Genomic DNA, 16,489 nt, shown 5'->3' on the forward strand with positions numbered 1-16,489 from the left:
GGGTCAGCGGGTGGCGGTTGCCAGGAAGCCGCGCCAGTCGTCCGCCGACATGGCCAAGATCGGCGAGCCCTCGGCGAGCTTGCTGTCTCGGACCTCGTAGCGGCCCGCGTGGGTGCGAGCTTCTACGCACTGGCCGCTCTGCCCGCCGCTACGGCTCGATTTGCGCCACGGGGAAGTGCCCACCTAGAAACTCCTCTACGGCTATCGCATGATCGTGCAGGGCGTCAAAGACCACACGATACGCCGCAACGGCGGCGATTGTCTCGACATATCGACAGCCGTCGAGGTGCTCGAAGTACACGATGTCGGGGTCTAGCGGGTCGTTGAAGTCGAAGATCGTGAACGATCCGGCGTCGGGGGCGGGGTGGTCCTCTACGGACAAAGGCAGGATGCGCAAGTCCACCCCGGGAAGCCGGGCAAGCTCTCGTAGCCGCCCTAGTTGCGCGGCGAGTACTTCCACTCCGCCGACAGGGCGACGCACGGTCGTTTCACTCAAGATGATCGTGGTCTGTGGACCGCCCTCGCGTTCGACGCGGCCCCAGTAGTCACGCTGCCGTCGCTTCCTGAATCGGCGAGCGGGTTCTACGCCTGTCTTGTCGTAGAGCGGGTGCAGCAGGAACAACGCCGATGCGTACGCGTCGATCTGGCAGAGTCCGGTGATCACGCCGGGGTCGTAGAGGCACATCCGGTCGGCCGTCTGCTCCGCCTCGGCGAAGGTGGCGAACCCTTCACGAACGGCCTGGCCGTACTCCTCGTACCAGCCAGGTTCGTCAGCGGCGCGATACATGCGCTCAAGCTCGGACGCTAGAGCCGTGTCGGCGCCGTACAGCCGGGCGAGGCCACCGATCACCGTGTACGGCATCGACGTAACTTGCCCGTTCTCGATGCGAGCGAGGGTACGGCGGGAGTTGATGCACTTGGATCGCTCCACGTCGTAGGTGCTCATGTCCGCGTGCTCTCGCAGCTTCCGGAGCCGCTTCCCCAGTTGCCTGCGGGTGAGGAGAGGTCCTGCCATCGGCACATGATGCCCTAGCCGAGTCCCAGGTAGAGGGACGTTCGCGCCCCGGTTTCCCAGGGCAATGAGCCCTAGCCCATTGCCCTACCGTGTCGGGCTCACTGCTCCGTTGTTCCGAGGTGACGCCGTCCGTAGCGTCCCGTGTTGTACCGGCATCGTCACTCCGTGATCCCGGGCTTTCCCTCCCGGCCGGTACCCGAACGGGGCTGCCCTGTCCGTCCTTGCCTCCCCCGGCCACGGGCGGGGCGGCCCCACCATCGCCGACGACGGAGGGATGGACCCATGGAAGGTTCATCAGCCAGAGACGCCTACGGCCCGGTAGAGGCCAAGCCGCACGATCCGGTGGGGTTCGTCGGGGAGGGCGGGCACTGGCGGCATGTGTGCGCCAATGACGGTGAGCTGTGGCCGTGCGCGCACGTGCGGGCCGACGTGCGCCTCCCGGTGATGCCTACGGGGGTGTCGGCGTGAGCGGTGAGCTTGGGGAAGCGGCGCTCTTGTACGGGGTGTGGCTGGATCACGCGAAGCTACCGGGCTCTGCGGGCTACATGGTGTGCAGTACGCCGGGCTGTCGGGAGGGCTGGCCGTGTTCCTCGCGGGAGGACAGCGAGGCGCTATTGAGGGGGTTGGGGATTGACCCGTACGCGGTGCTGAGGTCGGAGGCCGTCTTGCCGACGGAGAGCGGGCATGGGGCAGGGTGATTCAGAACGTGAGTCCATCCCCGACGACGACCCTCATCGGCCCACTTGGTCGGGGCTGTTCTGCGTGGTGTGCTGGAAACACTGGCCGTGCCCTCAGGCCGCCCAGCATTTCCCGTTGTGGCCGGAGGATGTCGCACACGAGCCGTAGGGTGGCTGCCCGTGGGGCCGTTTGAGGAGTTCATGGGAAAGGCGAGGCGCGGGCTGGAAACCCTCACCGAAGCATTCGGGTTACTGCGGCAGGCGAGCGAGAAGAACGGCCAGGCTCACACGGAGCTGACCTCCGCCACTGAGGGCACCGGCAACGACCGGATAGACAGCTCGCTAGGCCGTCTTGACCAGGTGGCGCAAGCCCTGTCCGAGGCCCTGGCGCACGGGGGCGCCGGACGGGACGGGCTGACTGAGTATCTGACCCTGATAGGCGCGGAGGGGGCACTCACCAGGGGGACTGATACTCCGTCCACTGGGGAACCGCCGGCTGCGGCCACGCCGTCAGTCGATCCCTTCTCTGATAAGGCTTCTAGACCACCGGCCCCGGCATGGGACGCGGACAAGGATTCAGAGATCGAGCCCTACGCGGAGCGGGCTAAGACCGTGGGACGGGCCTACACGGCAGACGGTCAGCCGATCAGTGATGAGCTGATTTGGTCGGGGCGGGAAGGCTCCGGGAAGGGCGGCCCGGGGCTGCGCGAACCATGGGCGCGCATGGAGACCATGACCATGCACGTTGAAGGCCACATCACGGCGATGATGCGGCAGGATCGTTCCCTGACCGACGTGGTCGCCTACACCAACCGCGACCCGTGCGACTACGTTCCCAACGGGTGCGTGTACCGCACAGAGGAGGGGATGCCGAAGGGCACCCGCCTCACGATCTACACGACGGAGAGCCGTCGTCGGCCTACCATCTTCATCGGCAACGGGAAGGGGCTCACCGATGGGTCTGACTAGGGACCAGTACCGCGACGCCGTGGACTACCTCCAAGAGGCGTCCGTGAGCGAAGCGGCCGACTACGCCGCGCGTATCGGCCTCACCCCGCCGGATGACTCCCCGGGTTGGCGGCTCACCCTCGATTTCCCGCCCGGCTACGAACAGACACACGGATGGCTGGACGGCCGTGAGGCGCTGGTCTGGAAACGCACCCTCACCCACGTAGTCACCCCCGACGACGACCAGGACGCCACGTTCACTACGCCTCCGACCTCTGCGTCGGCCTAAAAGTGGACTCGCCAGGTACCACGAAAGCCCCCGCCAGCCCTGAGAGGGCGGTCCGTGATGCCATGTCCTTTTAGGGTTTGGCTCTGGGATTGAGGTCCTGCTCGGAGGGCTTTGCGGTCGGCTGTGCTGGGGCGAGTGTGAACAGGCCCGGCCCGGTCTCGACGTTCATCGACCCCACCTCGGCAGTCGCGGAAGGTGAGCCTACTGGCACGACAGGTCCATTCCGCCCGCTGATCTGAAACTGTCGGACCCTTGGGGCAGGATCCCCGGCATGGGATTTCAACTCACCATCGATTGCGCCGATCCTGACCGGCTGGTCAGCTTCTGGGCGGCCACGCTGGGCTATCGGGCGCAGGATCCGCCCGAAGGGCATGCCACCTGGCGGGATTTCTACCTGAGTGTCGGTGTGCCCGCAGAGGAGCTCGGCGACGGGGACTGCGCCGACCGGATCGTCGATCCGGCCGGTGCCGGGCCGACCATCTGGTTCCAGATCGTGCCGGAGCGCAAGACGCTCAAGAACCGCCTGCATCTCGATGTGCTGGTGGGGGGTGGCCGGTCGGTCGAGGTGGCGGTGCGCCGCCAGCGAGTCGACGCCGAGGTGGAGCGGCTGGTGCGGCTCGGCGCCACTGTGCTGTCCACGCATGACGGCGAAACGGATGGCCACTATGGCGTGACGATGGCCGATCCGGAGGGCAACGAGTTCTGCGTCGTGTGACGCGAAGCCGGCGGCCGCGGGGCGGTTCGTGAGGTTGATGTCCACTTCGGATGCGGGGCCGACGCATTGATCGTGAACAGGCCAGGCTCGGTCTCGACGAGGATCTGGCGGGCGACGAGGCGTTTGAGCTTGGCGCGCATGCCCTCGCACCTTGGCCGACACCCCACCTGCTTCCCCGGGCTGAAAGTAGACAAGACACCAACCCCGCCGGTCATCAGGCCAGCGGGGTTGCCCGATAACTCGCCCTGAGCTGCAAAAACGGCGTTCGGCCGCTCTCGTCGTGCTGATCGGTTCGCGCTACTCGCCGTCGGACGTGCTGCGGGTCTGTTCCCAGGCGAGTGGGTTGGCCTTGAGGATCTCCGCGGCGATGTCGCGTGCGCTGTCGGTGGTCAGTACCGCGAGGCTGTTGTCGATCCAGCGCTGGATGGTGGTCACGCCTTGGTGGCGGTACTCGACGGCTTGGATGAGGCATTCGAGCTTGTCGGCGTCCTTGGCGCAGATCGCCTCACGGGTCTCGCCCGCCTCGAACTCATCGATCGCGTCGCGGATGGTGTCTGCGACGCGGTCGGGGATGTCGGCGGTCTGGTCGGCGACGACGGTCTTGGGGGTGGCGGCGTTGAGGTAGTGGTGGCCGACCTTGGGGATGTCGCCGATGCGGGTCTCGGGGGTGTCGTGCAGGACGCAGAGCATGGCGGTGCGGGCGGGGTCGGCGCCTTCGAGGCCGGCGATGATCATGCCGGTGAGGGCGGCGCGCCAGCTGTGGTCGGCGATGGTTTCGGGGTCGCGGACGCCGGCGATGAACCAGCCGGATCGGCGTGCGCGTTTGAGGAGTCCGGCTTCGAGGAGGTACCCGGCGATTCCGGCGTTGGTCATGCCCGCTCCAATCCACAAGGGTCGATCTTGGCCAGAGAGCCTAGTGCGATGCGGGACTCATCCGGCACATGGTCGCCGTCCAGGAGCGGCGCGGGCCGCTGCGCCATCAGCGGCCCGCCTCCTCGGCCGCGGTGTCCACGGCGTCCGGTTTCCCCGGGGAACTGGGTGGAGGAACGCGTGTAGCGACGGCCTCGGCGAGGTCATCGGTGCGCCGCAGATCCCGACGCGCCCGAGGACGGCGCCGGTGTCGACCAGGCGCAGCTCGACGACACGGGCATGGGCGCCGGGCTCGCCACGGACCTCGATTTCGATGCCGAGCCGCCCGTGGAGGAAGGTGCCGAGGACGGTGCTCACCGCGCGCTCCCGGTCATCGTGACGCGCCGGACGACAGGCCGCGACCGCCGAAGAGGCGGTGTCCACTGCACTGCGCCTTGCCGCAGCCAACCCCGGCGGCTGATCAAGACTGAGAGCCAGCGGCAGAGCCTCCGCAGCGATGAGGGCTAGCGCCACCAGCGCTTGCGGCGGCCGGGCGTCTCCGGCGGGACGGCGAGTATCGCCTCGGCGAGCCGGCCGAGGTCGCGGACGACCGGCGCGGGCCGCTCCGGGCGGGCGGGGTCGCGGTCGAGGCGGCCGAACGCCAGGCCTCGGCGGGCCACCGGCCATCTCTGGCTGACCGCGTCGCCCCTGGTGTTGCCGGTGTTGGTCAGATAGAGCTCGCCGATGCCGGCGAGGTGCTTGCGGCTGTCGATGCCGCCCTCGATGCCGATGCGCTGCATGTCGGCCATGTCCGCCTGCCACAGAGAGTAGGTGGAGTCGGCGATGGCCGTGAGGTTCCCCGGCAGGCATCCGGCGCTGGGGGCGAGGTCGGTGACGGTGGGCGGCAACAGGGCCTGGCGGCACAGGATGTGGTCGACGAGGCGGGCGAGGCCGTGTCGCTTGAGGAAGGCGCGCACCACCTGCTGGTCGTGGTTTCCCGCGACGAGCACGGCCCGTCCCGACTCGCGGCAGGCGGCCAGGAACTCCGGGACGTGCGGCTTCGGTGTGGCCGTGGACGTCGCTTCGCGCTCGGCCTCGGCGTACATGGCGAAGGCGTCGCGGCCGTGGTCGCGCTGGACGGCGATCGCGTACCAGTCGTCGTCGCTGGCGAGCATCCACGCGACGGGCGAGAAGCGTTCACCGCGCTCGAACATGAGGTCGTAGAGCCGGGTGCCGGTTCCTTCGGTGCGGACGGCGGTGGCGATGGAGTCGAAGCCGATGAGGACGTGGCTCGTGCGGGCGAGCACGGCGGCGAGGTGCGGGCGAACGGGCGTGGGCATCAGTTGATCTTAGAGACCATGCGCGGAGGGGCACCGCGCAGTGGATCTTGCGGCTGCTTCGCGATGGGTCGCTGTTCAGGTGGGGATGTCGCCGTTGGGGTACCAGCCGCTCTGCCACGCGGGCGGTTCGACCACGGGGATGCCCGGTTCGCTGGAGATGGGCTGGTAGGCGTGGAGGATGGCGAAATCCCCGTCGGCGAGGCGGTCGACGTCGACGACCACGCGCCCGTGCAGGCCATCGGCGGTGACCAGGGTCCAGACGGAGTAGGCCTCGCCTCCATCGTCGACGATGGCCCGCGTGCCCAGCTCCTCGCACACCTGGGTGGCGAGCTGGAGTTCGGTGATGCCACCGATCGCCGCGGCGAATTCCGGTCCGCCGCCCAAGAGGCACGCGAAGTAGGGGTCGCCCGCCGGTGCCGGGGTGGTGTAGGCGATGAGGCGCGGGCCGGTGTAGTCGGCGAGGTCGCCGACGTAGAAGAGGGCGGGATCGATGCCGTGGCGTGCGCAGAGGACTTCCTGGACCGCTCGTGCGGAGGTGCGGCTGTCGAAATGGACCTCGTGGCTCATCCTGCTCCCTCGCGACGGTAGTCCTTGTGATGTTCGTACACCTCCGCGGTCTTTTCCAGGTTCGGGGTTGTCGGCGTGTTCGTGTGCCGTGGGAGGATCCGGGACGGCGACCCGAGTCGGGAGGCGGCGTGCTGCAGGACGGCGACGAGCGCATGGTGTGGAAGAACCTCGGCGAGCGGCCGGAGTTCACGACGAAGTGGTTCGAGATCCGGCTCGCCGACGTGGAGCTCCCCGATGGGCGCCACCTCGACCACTACTTGATGCGGCTGCCGCCGGTCGCGTTGTGCGTGCCCGTCAATGACCGTGGCGAGGTCCTGCTGCTGTGGCGGCATCGGTTCATCACCGATACGTGGGGCTATGAGCTGGCCGCCGGGATCGTCGACGCGGGCGAGACGATCGAGGAGGCTGCCGCACGGGAGTGCCTCGAAGAGACGGGATATCGGCCCGGGCCGCTGCACCACTTGATCACCGTGGAGCCCGGCAACGGCCTCACCGACGCGATCCACGTCGTCTACTGGGCCGATGGCGCCGAGTACGTCGGGCATCCCGAGGACGACTTCGAGTCCTCGCGGCGGGAATGGGTGCCGCTGGAGCGCGTCCCGGAGTTGTGTGCCGATGGCGAGATCAGGAGCGCGAACGCCGTCGCCGGGCTGCTGCTCCTGCACGCGCAGCGCCTCGGGAGGTAGAGGGCCCTCGGAGACCGATCGCCGAGGCGGTGACGGTCAGGTGTTCCCACGATGCGCCTTCAGCTCCCGTAGATCCGCGTCGGAGAGCGCTGGCTGCAGCAGCCTCCCGGATCGGTGACCGGATTCGATCGCGTCGAGGTCGGTCTGCGCTACGTCCAGTGTGTACCGCCGCCAGTCGCGGTCGAAGATGACCGGCTCGGGGGTGATGCGCTGGAGGAGGATCCGCTCGCCCTCGTGTGTGAAGACGCCACGCATCGCCGGTGTCTCGTCGAGGAAGCTCACGACCGCGGTCAGGACGGTGGTGAGGTTTCGCCGTTCGACGGCCGGGTGTGTGTTGTTGAGGAGCCGGAACGTCGTGGAGACCACGTCGCGGTACCCGAGGAGCAGCTCGGTGGTCGCGATGTCGTCGGCGGGCATGACGGCGGCCATGATGTGCAGCCCCTCGCGGGTGGCGAAGCCGTCCTCGCGGACGTCGGCGCCCATGTGGGCCGCGAGGTATCGGAGCGTTTCCCGCAGCGGGATGTCGTCGATGGTTTCGAGCACGTACTCGATGGCCATGGAAGGTGCCTCCTGCTCATCATTATTCATTCACTGTGCACCCCAAAGAACTGTTTCACCACATGGTGAAACGGTTGTTACGCCATCTACCGTGCCCGGTTTCCCACTGCTACGGTGATTGCGCTACGCACGGGTCCGAATCGCGAATCCCTGGGGGAATGGCGTGACTGATAAGGCCGAAGCGACCGGTGGGACGGGTGAGGCGGCGAAGCCGGGCGATGGTGGCGGGGTGAGCGTCGAGAAGCCGCCGGTGCCGGTGCGCAGGGCGTGGACGGCGCTGGTGATCCTGCTGGTGGCGCAGGCGATGGCGGTCATGGACAACTCCATTGTCGCCGTCGCCACCAAGACCATCCGGGACGACCTGAATGCCTCGGGCGCCTCCATTCAGCTGATCCTTTCGGGATACACCCTCGCCTTCGCGGTACTGGTCGTGACGGGCGCGCGCCTTGGGGACGATCACGGGCAGCGGAAGATGTTCCTCATCGGCCTGGCCGGGTTCACCATCGCGTCACTCCTGTGCGGTGTCGCGCCAACGGCACCGATTCTCATCGCGGCGAGGCTCCTGCAGGGTGTTTTCGGGGCGATGATGGTGCCGCAGGTGCTCTCCTCGATCCAGTTGCTGTTCACCGGGGACACCCGCTCGCGCGCCATCGGGTACTACTCGATGGTGCTGGCGCTGGGGGTCGCCGCCGGGCAGATCCTGGGGGGCCTGGTCGTGGGGGCCGATCTGTTCGGGCAGAGCTGGCGCGTCGCGTTCCTGATCAACGTGCCCATCGGGATCGTGCTGTTCTTCGCGGCGAGGCCGATCCTGCCGAAGGGTGAGAACAAGGGGCCGCAGCGGCTGGACCTGGTCGGTGTCGTGGTGCTGGCGGTGACGATGATCGCGCTGGTCACGCCGCTGGTCTTTGGGCGCGGCGCGGGCTGGCCGGCGTGGACGTGGGCGCTGCTGGCCACGAGTCTCGCGGGGTTCGTCGCGTTCGTGCTCTTCGAGAAGCGGTTGATCGCCCGCAAGGGACGCCCGTTGCTCGATTTGGACGCCGTGCGGCCACCGGGGGTGCGGCCGGGGCTGCTCGCGTGCTGCCTGCTCAACTTCGCCTTCGCGGCGATCCTGTTCACGCTGACCCTGCACCTGCAGACCGCGCTGCACTACACGCCGATCCAGGCCGGGCTGATGTTCGTGCCGATGCCCGTCGGGTTCGCCTCGGTCAGCCTCACCTGGACGAAGCTGCCCAAGAGCTTCCACCGGGTCCTGCCGGTGGTGGGCATGATCTGCTATGCCGGTGCCGCCGGGGGACTGGCGCTGACCGCGCGGGCGGGCTGGCCGCTCGTCCCGGCGATCCTGCTGCTGGCCCTGGCCGGGGCGGGCATGGCCGCCGGGTTCAGCACCCTCGTCGCACAGATGGCCGAAACCGTCGGGCCGACGCACGCCTCGGCGATCTCGGCGCTGGTGTCCACCGGGACGCTGCTGTTCTCCGTCCTCAGTGTCGCCGGGGCCGGGTCCATCTACCTCGCGTTCGCCGAGGACGACGTGTCGCGCTCGGCGCAGGGCGTCGGCGCGGCACTCGGGCTCGTCGGTGTGCTGCTGCTCGCCGGAGCCGGGTGCGCCGCGCGGACCTGGTACGTCTCGGCCCGCGCGGCGCGGGTGGCTCAGGAGGCCTGACCGTCCGCTTCGGCGAGCAGCCGGGCCAGGTGCCCGGCGAGCTCGCCGATGTGCTCCGGCGCCCACATCGTGTAGTGGTCGCCCTCGACGGTGATCTTGCGCAGTCCGCCGGTCGCGTAGGGCTCCCAGCCGCGGCGCTGCTCCTCGTCGGCGGCCTGGACGTGCACCACGGGCGCGTCGCAGGGCGCGGGACGGTAGGCGTACATCGCCAGCATGTTGGCGCGGAAGACCCCGTAGCGGCCCTCGGTGAAGGCGGCGCTGACGTCGGCGGGCAGGACGCCCGCCTCGACCATGGCCGTGCGCAGGGCGCTGAGCCGCGCCTGTTCACCGCTCACCGTGAGGACCGCCGACAGGTCGGGGACGGGCCGCCCGGCCAGCGCGGCGAGGTCCTCGGCGAAGGTGGACAGGACGTCGTCGTCGCCGGGACGCGGGTAGGGCCCGGGACCGGCCGAGTCGAGCATGGCGACCAGGCCGACGTTCGCGCCCTCGGCCCGCAGCAGCCGGGCCGCCTCGAAGGCGAGGAAGCCGCCCATGGACCAGCCGGCCAGCAGGTAGGGCCCGTGGGGCTGGCGGGCGCGGATCGCCGCGGCGTATCCGGCGGCCAGTTCCCGCAGGTCGGAGACCGGTGGCCGGTCGCCCTCCAGGCCGGGTGCCTCCATTCCGTAGACCCTGCGCTCGGGGAGCAGGCGGCTGAGCGGGTGGTAGGAGTAGGGCGAGCCGGACACCGCGTGCATGCACCACAGTGGGCTGAGATCGTCGGGTCCGCCGCGCAGTTCGACGATGGCGCTGTCGAAGGCGGCGCCGCGTGGCCGCCCGGACAGGGCCTCCGCCAGCGCGGCCACGGTCTGGGCGTTGTACACGTCGCGGATGGACACCGGCACCGACAGGGCGGCGGTGAGGCGGGTGGCGGCCTGGATGGCCTGGAGCGAGGTGCCGCCGAGGGTGAAGAAGTTCCCCTCGGCGCTGACCGCCGAGGTCCCCAGCAGTTCGGCGAAGACCGCGGCGATCTCGCGTTCCAGCGCGCCCTCGGGGGCGGGGCCGGACACGGTCGCCCGCTCGGGTGCTGGGAGGCTCTTGCGGGCGAGTTTGCCGCTGGCGGAGCGGGGCAGCGCGTCCAGGTACACCCAGGTGCCGGGGACCATGTAGGACGGCAGCCGCTCCAGCAGGTGCGCCCGCAGCTCCTCGGCCCCGGGTGGCGCCTGCGGGTCGGTGGCGACGATGTAGCCGGCCAGGGCCGTCCCCTCGGCGTACGGCGCGACCGCCGCCGCGCTCACCCCGGGGTGGGCGATGAGCGCGTGCTCGATCTCGCCGGGCTCGACGCGCAGGCCCCGGATCTTGACCTGGGCGTCGTTGCGTCCGAGGAAGGCCAGCTGGTGGTCTGTCGTCCAGACCGCCAGGTCACCGGTGCGGTAGCGGCCGTCGGTGAAGCGCTCGGCGCTCAGCTCGGGCCGGTTGAGGTAGCCCCCGGTGACGCCGAGCCCGCCCAGGTGCAGCTCGCCGGGCACCCCGACCGGTGTCGGCGCTCCCCAGCGGTCGACCGGGTGGGCGGTGGTGTTCGGCAGCGGGCGCCCGATCGGCGGGCGGCCCTGTGAGCCCTCGGGGATCGTGAACGAGGTGGCCAGGATCGTGGTCTCGGCCGGACCGTAGGCGTTGATGAAGACCCGTGGCCGGATGTTCCAGTCGCGCACCTGCTCCGGGCGGCAGGGCTCACCGGCGGTGATGACGTAGCGCAGGCTCGGGTGCTCGCCGGGCGGGATCAGCGACAGCAGCGTCGGCGTGGTCAGGATGTGGGTGACGCGCTCGGCCGTGACGAGCGCGCCGAGCTCGCCGAGGTCCGCGGGTGGGGCGATGACGAGGGTGGCGCCGGTGGTGAGGGCGCCGAAGATCTCGCCGAGGGACACGTCGAAGATCGGGTTGCAGCAGTGCAGGAACCGGTCTCCGGGCTCCGGGGACGTGGTGTCGGCCAGCCAGGCCAGGATGTTGCCGATCTGGTGGTGGGTGAGGGTCATGCCCTTGGGCTCGCCGGTGGAGCCGGAGGTGTAGATGACGAAGGCGGGCGCGTCGGGTACCGCCAGGTCGGTGCACTCCGGGCCGTCCCCGGTGGACAGGGGCGCGTCGATGAGCAGGGCGGCGCCCATGTCGGCGAGCTGGAACTCGCGGCGTTTGGCCGGGTGCGCGGGGTCGAGGGGCGCGCTGGCGGCGCCGGTGCGCAGCACCGCCAGGGCGGCGATGACGTGGTCGGTGCCGCGCGGCAGGCACGTGGCCACGATCGCGCCGGCGCCGATGCCCTCGGCGTGCAGTCGCGCGGCCGCTCGCCTGCTGCGGGCGGCCAGGTCGGCATAGGTGATCGCCGTGTCGCCGTCGATGACGGCGATGGCGTGGGGTGTGCGCTCGGCCCACTCGTCGACCAGGGACGGCAGGGTGCGTGCCGGGACGTCCACGACCGGCCCGGTGGCCGCCTCCTCCAGCGCCGCCCGCTCGGAGTCGGTCATGAGCGGCAGCTGCGACAGCCGCAGCTCGGGTTCGGCGACGGCGGCGGTGAGCAGGACCTCCAGCTGCCGGAACATCCGCTCGACGCGGTCGTGGTCGAAGAGGTCGGTGGAGTACTCCACGCGGAAGGTCAGGCCGTCCTCGGCGTCGTAGACGTTGATGGCCATGTCGAAGCGGGAGACGCCCGGGTCGACGTCGATGAACTCGGCGGCCAGGCCGGGCATGGGGATGTCGATGAGGGACCCGTCGAGCAGGTCGATGGAGACGGTGAACAGCGGGTTGCGGCTGGGATCGCGGGTCAGTTGGAGGCTTTCTACGAGCTTCTCGAAGGGTGCCTCGCGGTGGTCGAGGGCGTCGAGGAGTACGCCCATCGTGCGTCCGGTCAGCTCCCGGTAGGTCGGGTCGCCGGTGAGGTCGTTGCGCAGGACGAGCATGTTGACGAAGAACCCGATGACGCCCTCCAGGTCGCTGCGGGCGCGACCGGCGTCGGCGGTGCCGATGGGCAGGTCCTCGGCGCCGGTGTGGCGGGCGAGGAGGGCGGCGAACCCGGCCAGTAGAGCGGCATAGGGGCTGGCCTGTGCCTCGCGGGCGATGCGGCGCAGCCCTTCGCGGACGCCCGCGGGCATCCGGTGGACCAGCAGCGCGCCCCGGTAGCTGGGCTCGGCCGGTCGCGGCCGGTCGGCGGGCAGGTCCACCGTGGGCAGTCCGTGGAGTTGCCGGGACCAGTAGTCCAGGTGCGGGGCGAAGTCCCCGGCCTCGAAGCGGCGGCGCTGTCCCTCGGCGAACTCGGCGTAGGTGACCGGTGGCGTGGGCAGCGACGGCTCGCGGCCGTGGCGGGCGTGGTCGTAGGCGGTGGCCAGGTCGGCGGCGAAGACCCCGGTCGACCAGCCGTCGGAGCAGATGTGGTGCATGTTCACACTCAGCACGTGCTCGGTCTCGTCGAGGCGGTACAGGCGGGCGCGGATCATCAGGTCGGCGCTCAGGTCGAAGGGGAGCGCGGCCTCGGCGGCCAGGGCCCGGGCCAGTTCCTCCTCACGGTCGTCGAGGCCGGAGAGGTCGTCGACGGGCAGCGGCAGCTGCCGGGGCGCCTCGATGACCGGGTACGGATACCCGTCCTCGGCCTCGAAGCGGGTGCGCAGGGCCTCGTGGCGGTCCAGGACGGCGGTGAGCGCGGTGTGCAGGGCGGGCACGTTCAGCGGCCCGGTCAGCCGCAGCGGCACCTGGATGTTGTACGTGGCGTGCCCGGGCGCGAGCTGTTCGAGGAACCAGAGCTGCTCCTGGGCCATCGACAGCCTCGGCCTGGCCGATGCCGCCAGTTGCGCGCGGGCCTCGGCCAGCCGTGCCTCCAGCGCGGCGATCTCGGCCCGCAGGTCCGGCTGACCGGTCACAGGCGCGGCCGGGGCGGGCTCGGCCGCGGCGACGCGCGCGGCGAGCTCACTGACCAGGGGAGCGAGGTAGAACTCGCGCATGGTCACCGTGACGCCGGTCAGCTCGCCGATGCGCGACAGGACGCGGGCGGCTTGGAGGGAGTTGCCGCCGAGCTCGAAGAAGGAGCCCTCGGCGCCGACGGCGTCCAGGCCGAGGATCTCGGCGAAGATCGCCGCGACCCGCTCCTCCTGCGGGGTGCGCGGCGCGATCGCCTCCGGCGCGACGATGCCGGAGCCCTCCGGGGACGGCAGCCCGGCCCGGTCGACCTTCCCCGAGGGCGCCAGCGGCAGGCGGTCCATGGGCACCGCGACGGCCGGGACCATGTAGGGCGGCAGCTCGGCCAGCAGGTGCGGGCGCAGCTCGCCCATGTCCGGCGCGGTCTCACCGGCGATGGCGACGATGTAGGCGACCAGGCGCTTGTCGCCGGGGGCGTCCTCGCGCAGCGCGACGGCGGCCTCGGCGACGCGGGGGTGGGCGACCAGCGCCGACTCGATCTCCTCCAGCTCGATGCGCAGGCCGTGCAGTTTGACCTGGGTGTCGATGCGCCCGAGGAACTGGATCTGGCCCTCCTCGGTCCACATGCCCAGGTCCCCGGTGCGGTACATGTTCTCGCCGGGCCGCAGCGGGTCGTCGATGAACTTCTCCGCGGTCAGCTCCGGGCGGTTGAGGTAGCCGCGGGCCAGGCCGTGGGCGCCGACGACGACCTCGCCGGGCACGCCGATGGGCAGGGGCCGGTCGTAGCGGTCCAGGACGTAAGCCACGCGGCCGGGCATGGCCCGCCCGATCGGCGGCTGCCCCGTCCACGGCCGGTGCTCGCACTCGTAGAACACGCAGCCCACGGCGGCCTCGGTGGGGCCGTAGCCGTTGATGAAGCGGCGTCCGGGGGTGTTCCACCGGTTGATGAGCTCACCGGTGACCGCCTCGCCACCGGCGATCAGGCCGCGCAGGTCCGGGTAGGCCGCCATCGGGACGCGGCCCAGGATCGCCGGTGGCCCGTCGAAGTAGTTGATGCGCTGGGAGGCCAGCAGCTCACCGAGCGCCTCGGGGTCGGTGCGCGCCTCCTCGGGGGCGAAGACGAGGGTGGCGCCCCGGGTCAGGGTCGCGTACATCTCGCCCTCGGCGAAGTCGAAGATCAGCGCCATGTGCTGCAGCACCCGCACACCCGGTCCCAGACCGTAGAGGGCGTCGCCCATCCACAGCAGGAAGGTGTTGAGGGCGTGGTGCTCGACCATGACGCCCTTGGGCTTGCCGGTCGAGCCGGAGGTGTAGAGGACGTAGGCGAGGGAGTCGCCGTCGGCGAGCTCGGGCAGCGGGACCGACAGGTCCTCGCCCGCCTCGATCTCGGCCCAGCCGGTGTCCAGCGGGATCGCCGTCCACCCGTCGGGCTCGGGCAGCCGGTCGGCGAGGGTGGAGCGGGTCAGCACGACCTTGGCGGCGGTGTCGGCGAGGATGAACTCCAGGCGCCGCGTGGGGTGCCCGGGGTCGAGGACGACGAAGGCGCCGCCCGCGCGCTGGGCGGCCACCATGGACACCGCGACGTCGAAGCCGCGCTCCATCAGCACCGCCACGATGTCCTCGCGGCCCACCCCCAGCGACCGCAGACGGCGGGCGAGTAGCTCCACGCGCCGGTGCAGCTCGCCGTAGGTCAGCTCGCGCCACTCGCCGTCGACCATCGCCCGGCAGGCCACCAGATCCGGTTGCTCCACGCCGATGCGGCCGATGCGGACGTGGACGGGCTCGCCGTCGCGCTCGGCCGGCGGCCCCTGCCACTCGGCCAGGATCCGCTCGCGCTCCACATCGGAGAGCAGGTCGAGGGCGGAGAGGCGGATAGCGGGGTCGGCGGCGACCTGCCGCAGGATCTCGGCCAGGTGCCCCAGCAGCCGCTCCATGCGGGGCGCGTCGAAGAGGTCGGTGGAGTACTCGGCGATGAGCCGCAGCGACCCCGGCCCCTCGTGCCCGGTGATGGACAGGTCGAAGGGATGCCCGCCGACATTGACGTCCAGGGCCTCGGCGACCAGCCCGGACATGACCGGCTCGGTGCCGCTGGTCGCGCTGCCCAGCAGCTGGAGACCCAGCTGGAACAGCGGATTGCGGGCGGGATCGCGGCGAGGCGCGAGGCGCTCGACGACCTTCTCGAAGGGCACGTCCTGGTGCTTCCAGGCGTCCAGGACGCTGCGGCGCACCCGGGACAGCAGCTCGGCGAAGGTCGGGTCGCCGGTGACGTCGGTGCGCAGCACGACCATGTTCACGAAGTAGCCGATGAGCGGCTCCAGCTCCTTCGGGGAGCGCCCGGCGGTGGTGGTGCCCACGACGATCTCGTCGCCGCCGGTGTAGCGGGCCAGCAGCACGTGATAGGCGGCCATGAGGGTCATGAACAGGGTCGCGTCATGGTCGGCCGACAGCGAGCGCAGCCCGTCCAGCAGTGCCGCGTCCAGGTTCAGCACGGCGGTGTCGCTGCGGTAGGTCAGCGTCGCCGGGCGCGGCCGGTCGGCGGGCAGCTCGGTGGCCGGGACCTCCTTGAGGCGCGACGCCCAGTAGGACAGCTGCTCCTCGAAGACGTCCTCGCGCCACTGCCCGCGCTGCCAGAGGGCGTAGTCGGCGTACTGGACGGCCAGCTCGGGCAGGGCGGGGGCGCGCCCGGCGCGCTGCGCGCTGTAGAGCTCGCCGAGCTCGGAGGTGAGCACCGCCTGCGACCAGCCGTCGGAGACGATGTGGTGCATGGTCATGGCCAGCAGGTGCTCGCCGGGGGAGACGACCACCAGCAGCGCCCGGAACAGCGGTCCCTGTGCCAGGTCGAAGGGCCGCCGGACCTCCTCGTCGACGAGTTTGCGGGCCTCGGCCTCCCGGTCACCGTCCATGTCGGACAAATCGGTCACCGAGAGGGGGACGGGGAAGGCCTCGGCGGCCGCGATCACCTGGTAGGGCGAGCCGTCCCGCTCGGTGAAGGTGGTGCGCAGGGTCTCGTGGCGCCCGGCGAGCGCGGTCAGCGCCCGCCGCAGCGCGCCGACGTCCAGGGGACCGGTCAGGCGGAAGACGGATGGGACGTTATAGGAGGTCTGGCCGGGGGCGAGCTTGTCCAGGAACCACAGTTGCCCTTGGAGGGCCGAGGCGGGCACGGGCGCGGTGGGGTCGGGGCGGCGGGGGATCTGGGCGCCGTCGGACTGGCGGGCGGCCAGGCGCGCGCCGACCCGGCGCAGCAGCGCCGCCCGGTGCTCGGGCGCGAGGGCGGCCAGGCGCGCGGAGAGGTCGTCGGTCATGATTCCTCCA

General features: G+C 70.7%; 13 protein-coding genes. 6 read left to right on the forward strand and 7 right to left on the reverse strand.

Going from position 1 to position 16,489, the window contains the following annotated elements; genetic code table 11:
* Window positions 1-3 precede the first annotated feature (3 nt).
* Window positions 4-183 carry a DUF397 domain-containing protein gene (locus QSK10_RS14985; RefSeq protein WP_285663410.1) on the reverse strand — a complete coding sequence of 60 codons (180 nt, stop codon included), beginning with the start codon at window positions 181-183 and terminating at the stop codon, window positions 4-6.
* Entirely contained in the window at window positions 149-1,015 is an 867-nt protein-coding gene (locus QSK10_RS14990; RefSeq protein WP_285663411.1) for a helix-turn-helix domain-containing protein, read from the reverse strand. Before QSK10_RS14990 ends, QSK10_RS14985 begins: the two co-directional genes overlap by 35 nt.
* A 282-nt stretch (window positions 1,016-1,297) precedes the next feature.
* Between QSK10_RS14990 and QSK10_RS14995 the strand changes: the two genes are divergently transcribed.
* The 4 genes from QSK10_RS14995 to QSK10_RS15010 all read left to right on the forward strand — a co-directional run bounded on the left by QSK10_RS14995 (window position 1,298) and on the right by QSK10_RS15010 (window position 3,644).
* The gene (locus QSK10_RS14995; protein WP_285663412.1) at window positions 1,298-1,483 is read left to right on the forward strand and encodes a hypothetical protein; all 186 of its coding nucleotides are present in this window, start codon (window positions 1,298-1,300) and stop codon (window positions 1,481-1,483) included.
* Window positions 1,484-1,872: 389 nt separating this feature from the next.
* A complete protein-coding gene (locus QSK10_RS15000) occupies window positions 1,873-2,661 on the forward strand; it encodes a DddA-like double-stranded DNA deaminase toxin (protein ID WP_285663413.1) in 789 nt (262 codons plus the stop codon).
* A complete protein-coding gene (locus QSK10_RS15005) occupies window positions 2,648-2,929 on the forward strand; it encodes a hypothetical protein (protein WP_285663414.1) in 282 nt (93 codons plus the stop codon). Before QSK10_RS15000 ends, QSK10_RS15005 begins: the two co-directional genes overlap by 14 nt.
* Window positions 2,930-3,200: 271 nt before the next feature.
* Window positions 3,201-3,644 carry a VOC family protein gene (locus tag QSK10_RS15010; protein ID WP_285663415.1) on the forward strand — a complete coding sequence of 148 codons (444 nt, stop codon included), beginning with the start codon at window positions 3,201-3,203 and terminating at the stop codon, window positions 3,642-3,644.
* 297 nt (window positions 3,645-3,941) lie between these two features.
* Here the strand turns inward: QSK10_RS15010 and QSK10_RS15015 are convergent, their stop codons facing one another.
* From QSK10_RS15015 to QSK10_RS15025, 3 genes are all read right to left on the reverse strand, one after another.
* Window positions 3,942-4,517 carry an HD domain-containing protein gene (locus QSK10_RS15015; protein WP_285663416.1) on the reverse strand — a complete coding sequence of 192 codons (576 nt, stop codon included), beginning with the start codon at window positions 4,515-4,517 and terminating at the stop codon, window positions 3,942-3,944.
* Between the two features lie 500 nt (window positions 4,518-5,017).
* On the reverse strand, window positions 5,018-5,833 hold the full coding sequence (locus QSK10_RS15020) for an HAD family hydrolase (RefSeq protein WP_285663417.1): 816 nt from the start codon (window positions 5,831-5,833) through the stop codon (window positions 5,018-5,020).
* A gap of 75 nt (window positions 5,834-5,908) precedes the next feature.
* Window positions 5,909-6,400 (reverse strand): hypothetical protein, encoded by a 492-nt coding sequence (locus QSK10_RS15025; protein ID WP_285663418.1) that lies wholly within the window; start codon window positions 6,398-6,400, stop codon window positions 5,909-5,911.
* A 128-nt stretch (window positions 6,401-6,528) separates the two neighbouring features.
* On the opposite strand from QSK10_RS15025, the gene QSK10_RS15030 reads away from it, so the two are divergent.
* Entirely contained in the window at window positions 6,529-7,086 is a 558-nt protein-coding gene (locus QSK10_RS15030) for an NUDIX hydrolase (protein WP_285663419.1), read from the forward strand.
* 36 nt (window positions 7,087-7,122) lie between these two features.
* On the opposite strand, the gene QSK10_RS15035 is transcribed toward QSK10_RS15030, so the two are convergent.
* Window positions 7,123-7,644, reverse strand: coding sequence for a SitI3 family protein (locus QSK10_RS15035; RefSeq protein ID WP_285663420.1), 522 nt, complete (start codon window positions 7,642-7,644; stop codon window positions 7,123-7,125).
* Between the two features lie 229 nt (window positions 7,645-7,873).
* Here QSK10_RS15035 and QSK10_RS15040 point away from each other — a divergent pair, with 229 nt between their 5' ends.
* Complete coding sequence (locus QSK10_RS15040; protein WP_285663421.1) at window positions 7,874-9,304, forward strand: MFS transporter; 1,431 nt, start codon at window positions 7,874-7,876, stop codon at window positions 9,302-9,304.
* On the opposite strand, the gene QSK10_RS15045 is transcribed toward QSK10_RS15040, so the two are convergent.
* Complete coding sequence (locus QSK10_RS15045; protein WP_285663422.1) at window positions 9,292-16,479, reverse strand: amino acid adenylation domain-containing protein; 7,188 nt, start codon at window positions 16,477-16,479, stop codon at window positions 9,292-9,294. The genes QSK10_RS15040 and QSK10_RS15045 overlap by 13 nt on opposite strands.
* Window positions 16,480-16,489 lie beyond the last annotated feature (10 nt).

This window comes from Actinorhabdospora filicis (assembly GCF_030269765.1).
Taxonomy (GTDB): domain Bacteria; phylum Actinomycetota; class Actinomycetes; order Mycobacteriales; family Micromonosporaceae; genus Actinorhabdospora; species Actinorhabdospora filicis.

Excerpts from the sequence above, each read along its gene's own strand:
- QSK10_RS14990 (WP_285663411.1), bottom strand. The coding sequence starts at position 1,015 with ATGGCAGGACCTCTCCTCACCCGCAGGCAACTGGGGAAGCGGCTCCGG.
- QSK10_RS15025 (WP_285663418.1), bottom strand. The coding sequence starts at position 6,400 with ATGAGCCACGAGGTCCATTTCGACAGCCGCACCTCCGCACGAGCGGTC.
- QSK10_RS15015 (WP_285663416.1), bottom strand. The coding sequence starts at position 4,517 with ATGACCAACGCCGGAATCGCCGGGTACCTCCTCGAAGCCGGACTCCTC.
- QSK10_RS15005 (WP_285663414.1), top strand. The coding sequence starts at position 2,648 with ATGGGTCTGACTAGGGACCAGTACCGCGACGCCGTGGACTACCTCCAA.
- QSK10_RS14995 (WP_285663412.1), top strand. The coding sequence starts at position 1,298 with ATGGAAGGTTCATCAGCCAGAGACGCCTACGGCCCGGTAGAGGCCAAG.
- QSK10_RS15020 (WP_285663417.1), bottom strand. The coding sequence starts at position 5,833 with ATGCCCACGCCCGTTCGCCCGCACCTCGCCGCCGTGCTCGCCCGCACG.
- QSK10_RS15045 (WP_285663422.1), bottom strand. The coding sequence starts at position 16,479 with ATGACCGACGACCTCTCCGCGCGCCTGGCCGCCCTCGCGCCCGAGCAC.
- QSK10_RS15010 (WP_285663415.1), top strand. The coding sequence starts at position 3,201 with ATGGGATTTCAACTCACCATCGATTGCGCCGATCCTGACCGGCTGGTC.
- QSK10_RS15035 (WP_285663420.1), bottom strand. The coding sequence starts at position 7,644 with ATGGCCATCGAGTACGTGCTCGAAACCATCGACGACATCCCGCTGCGG.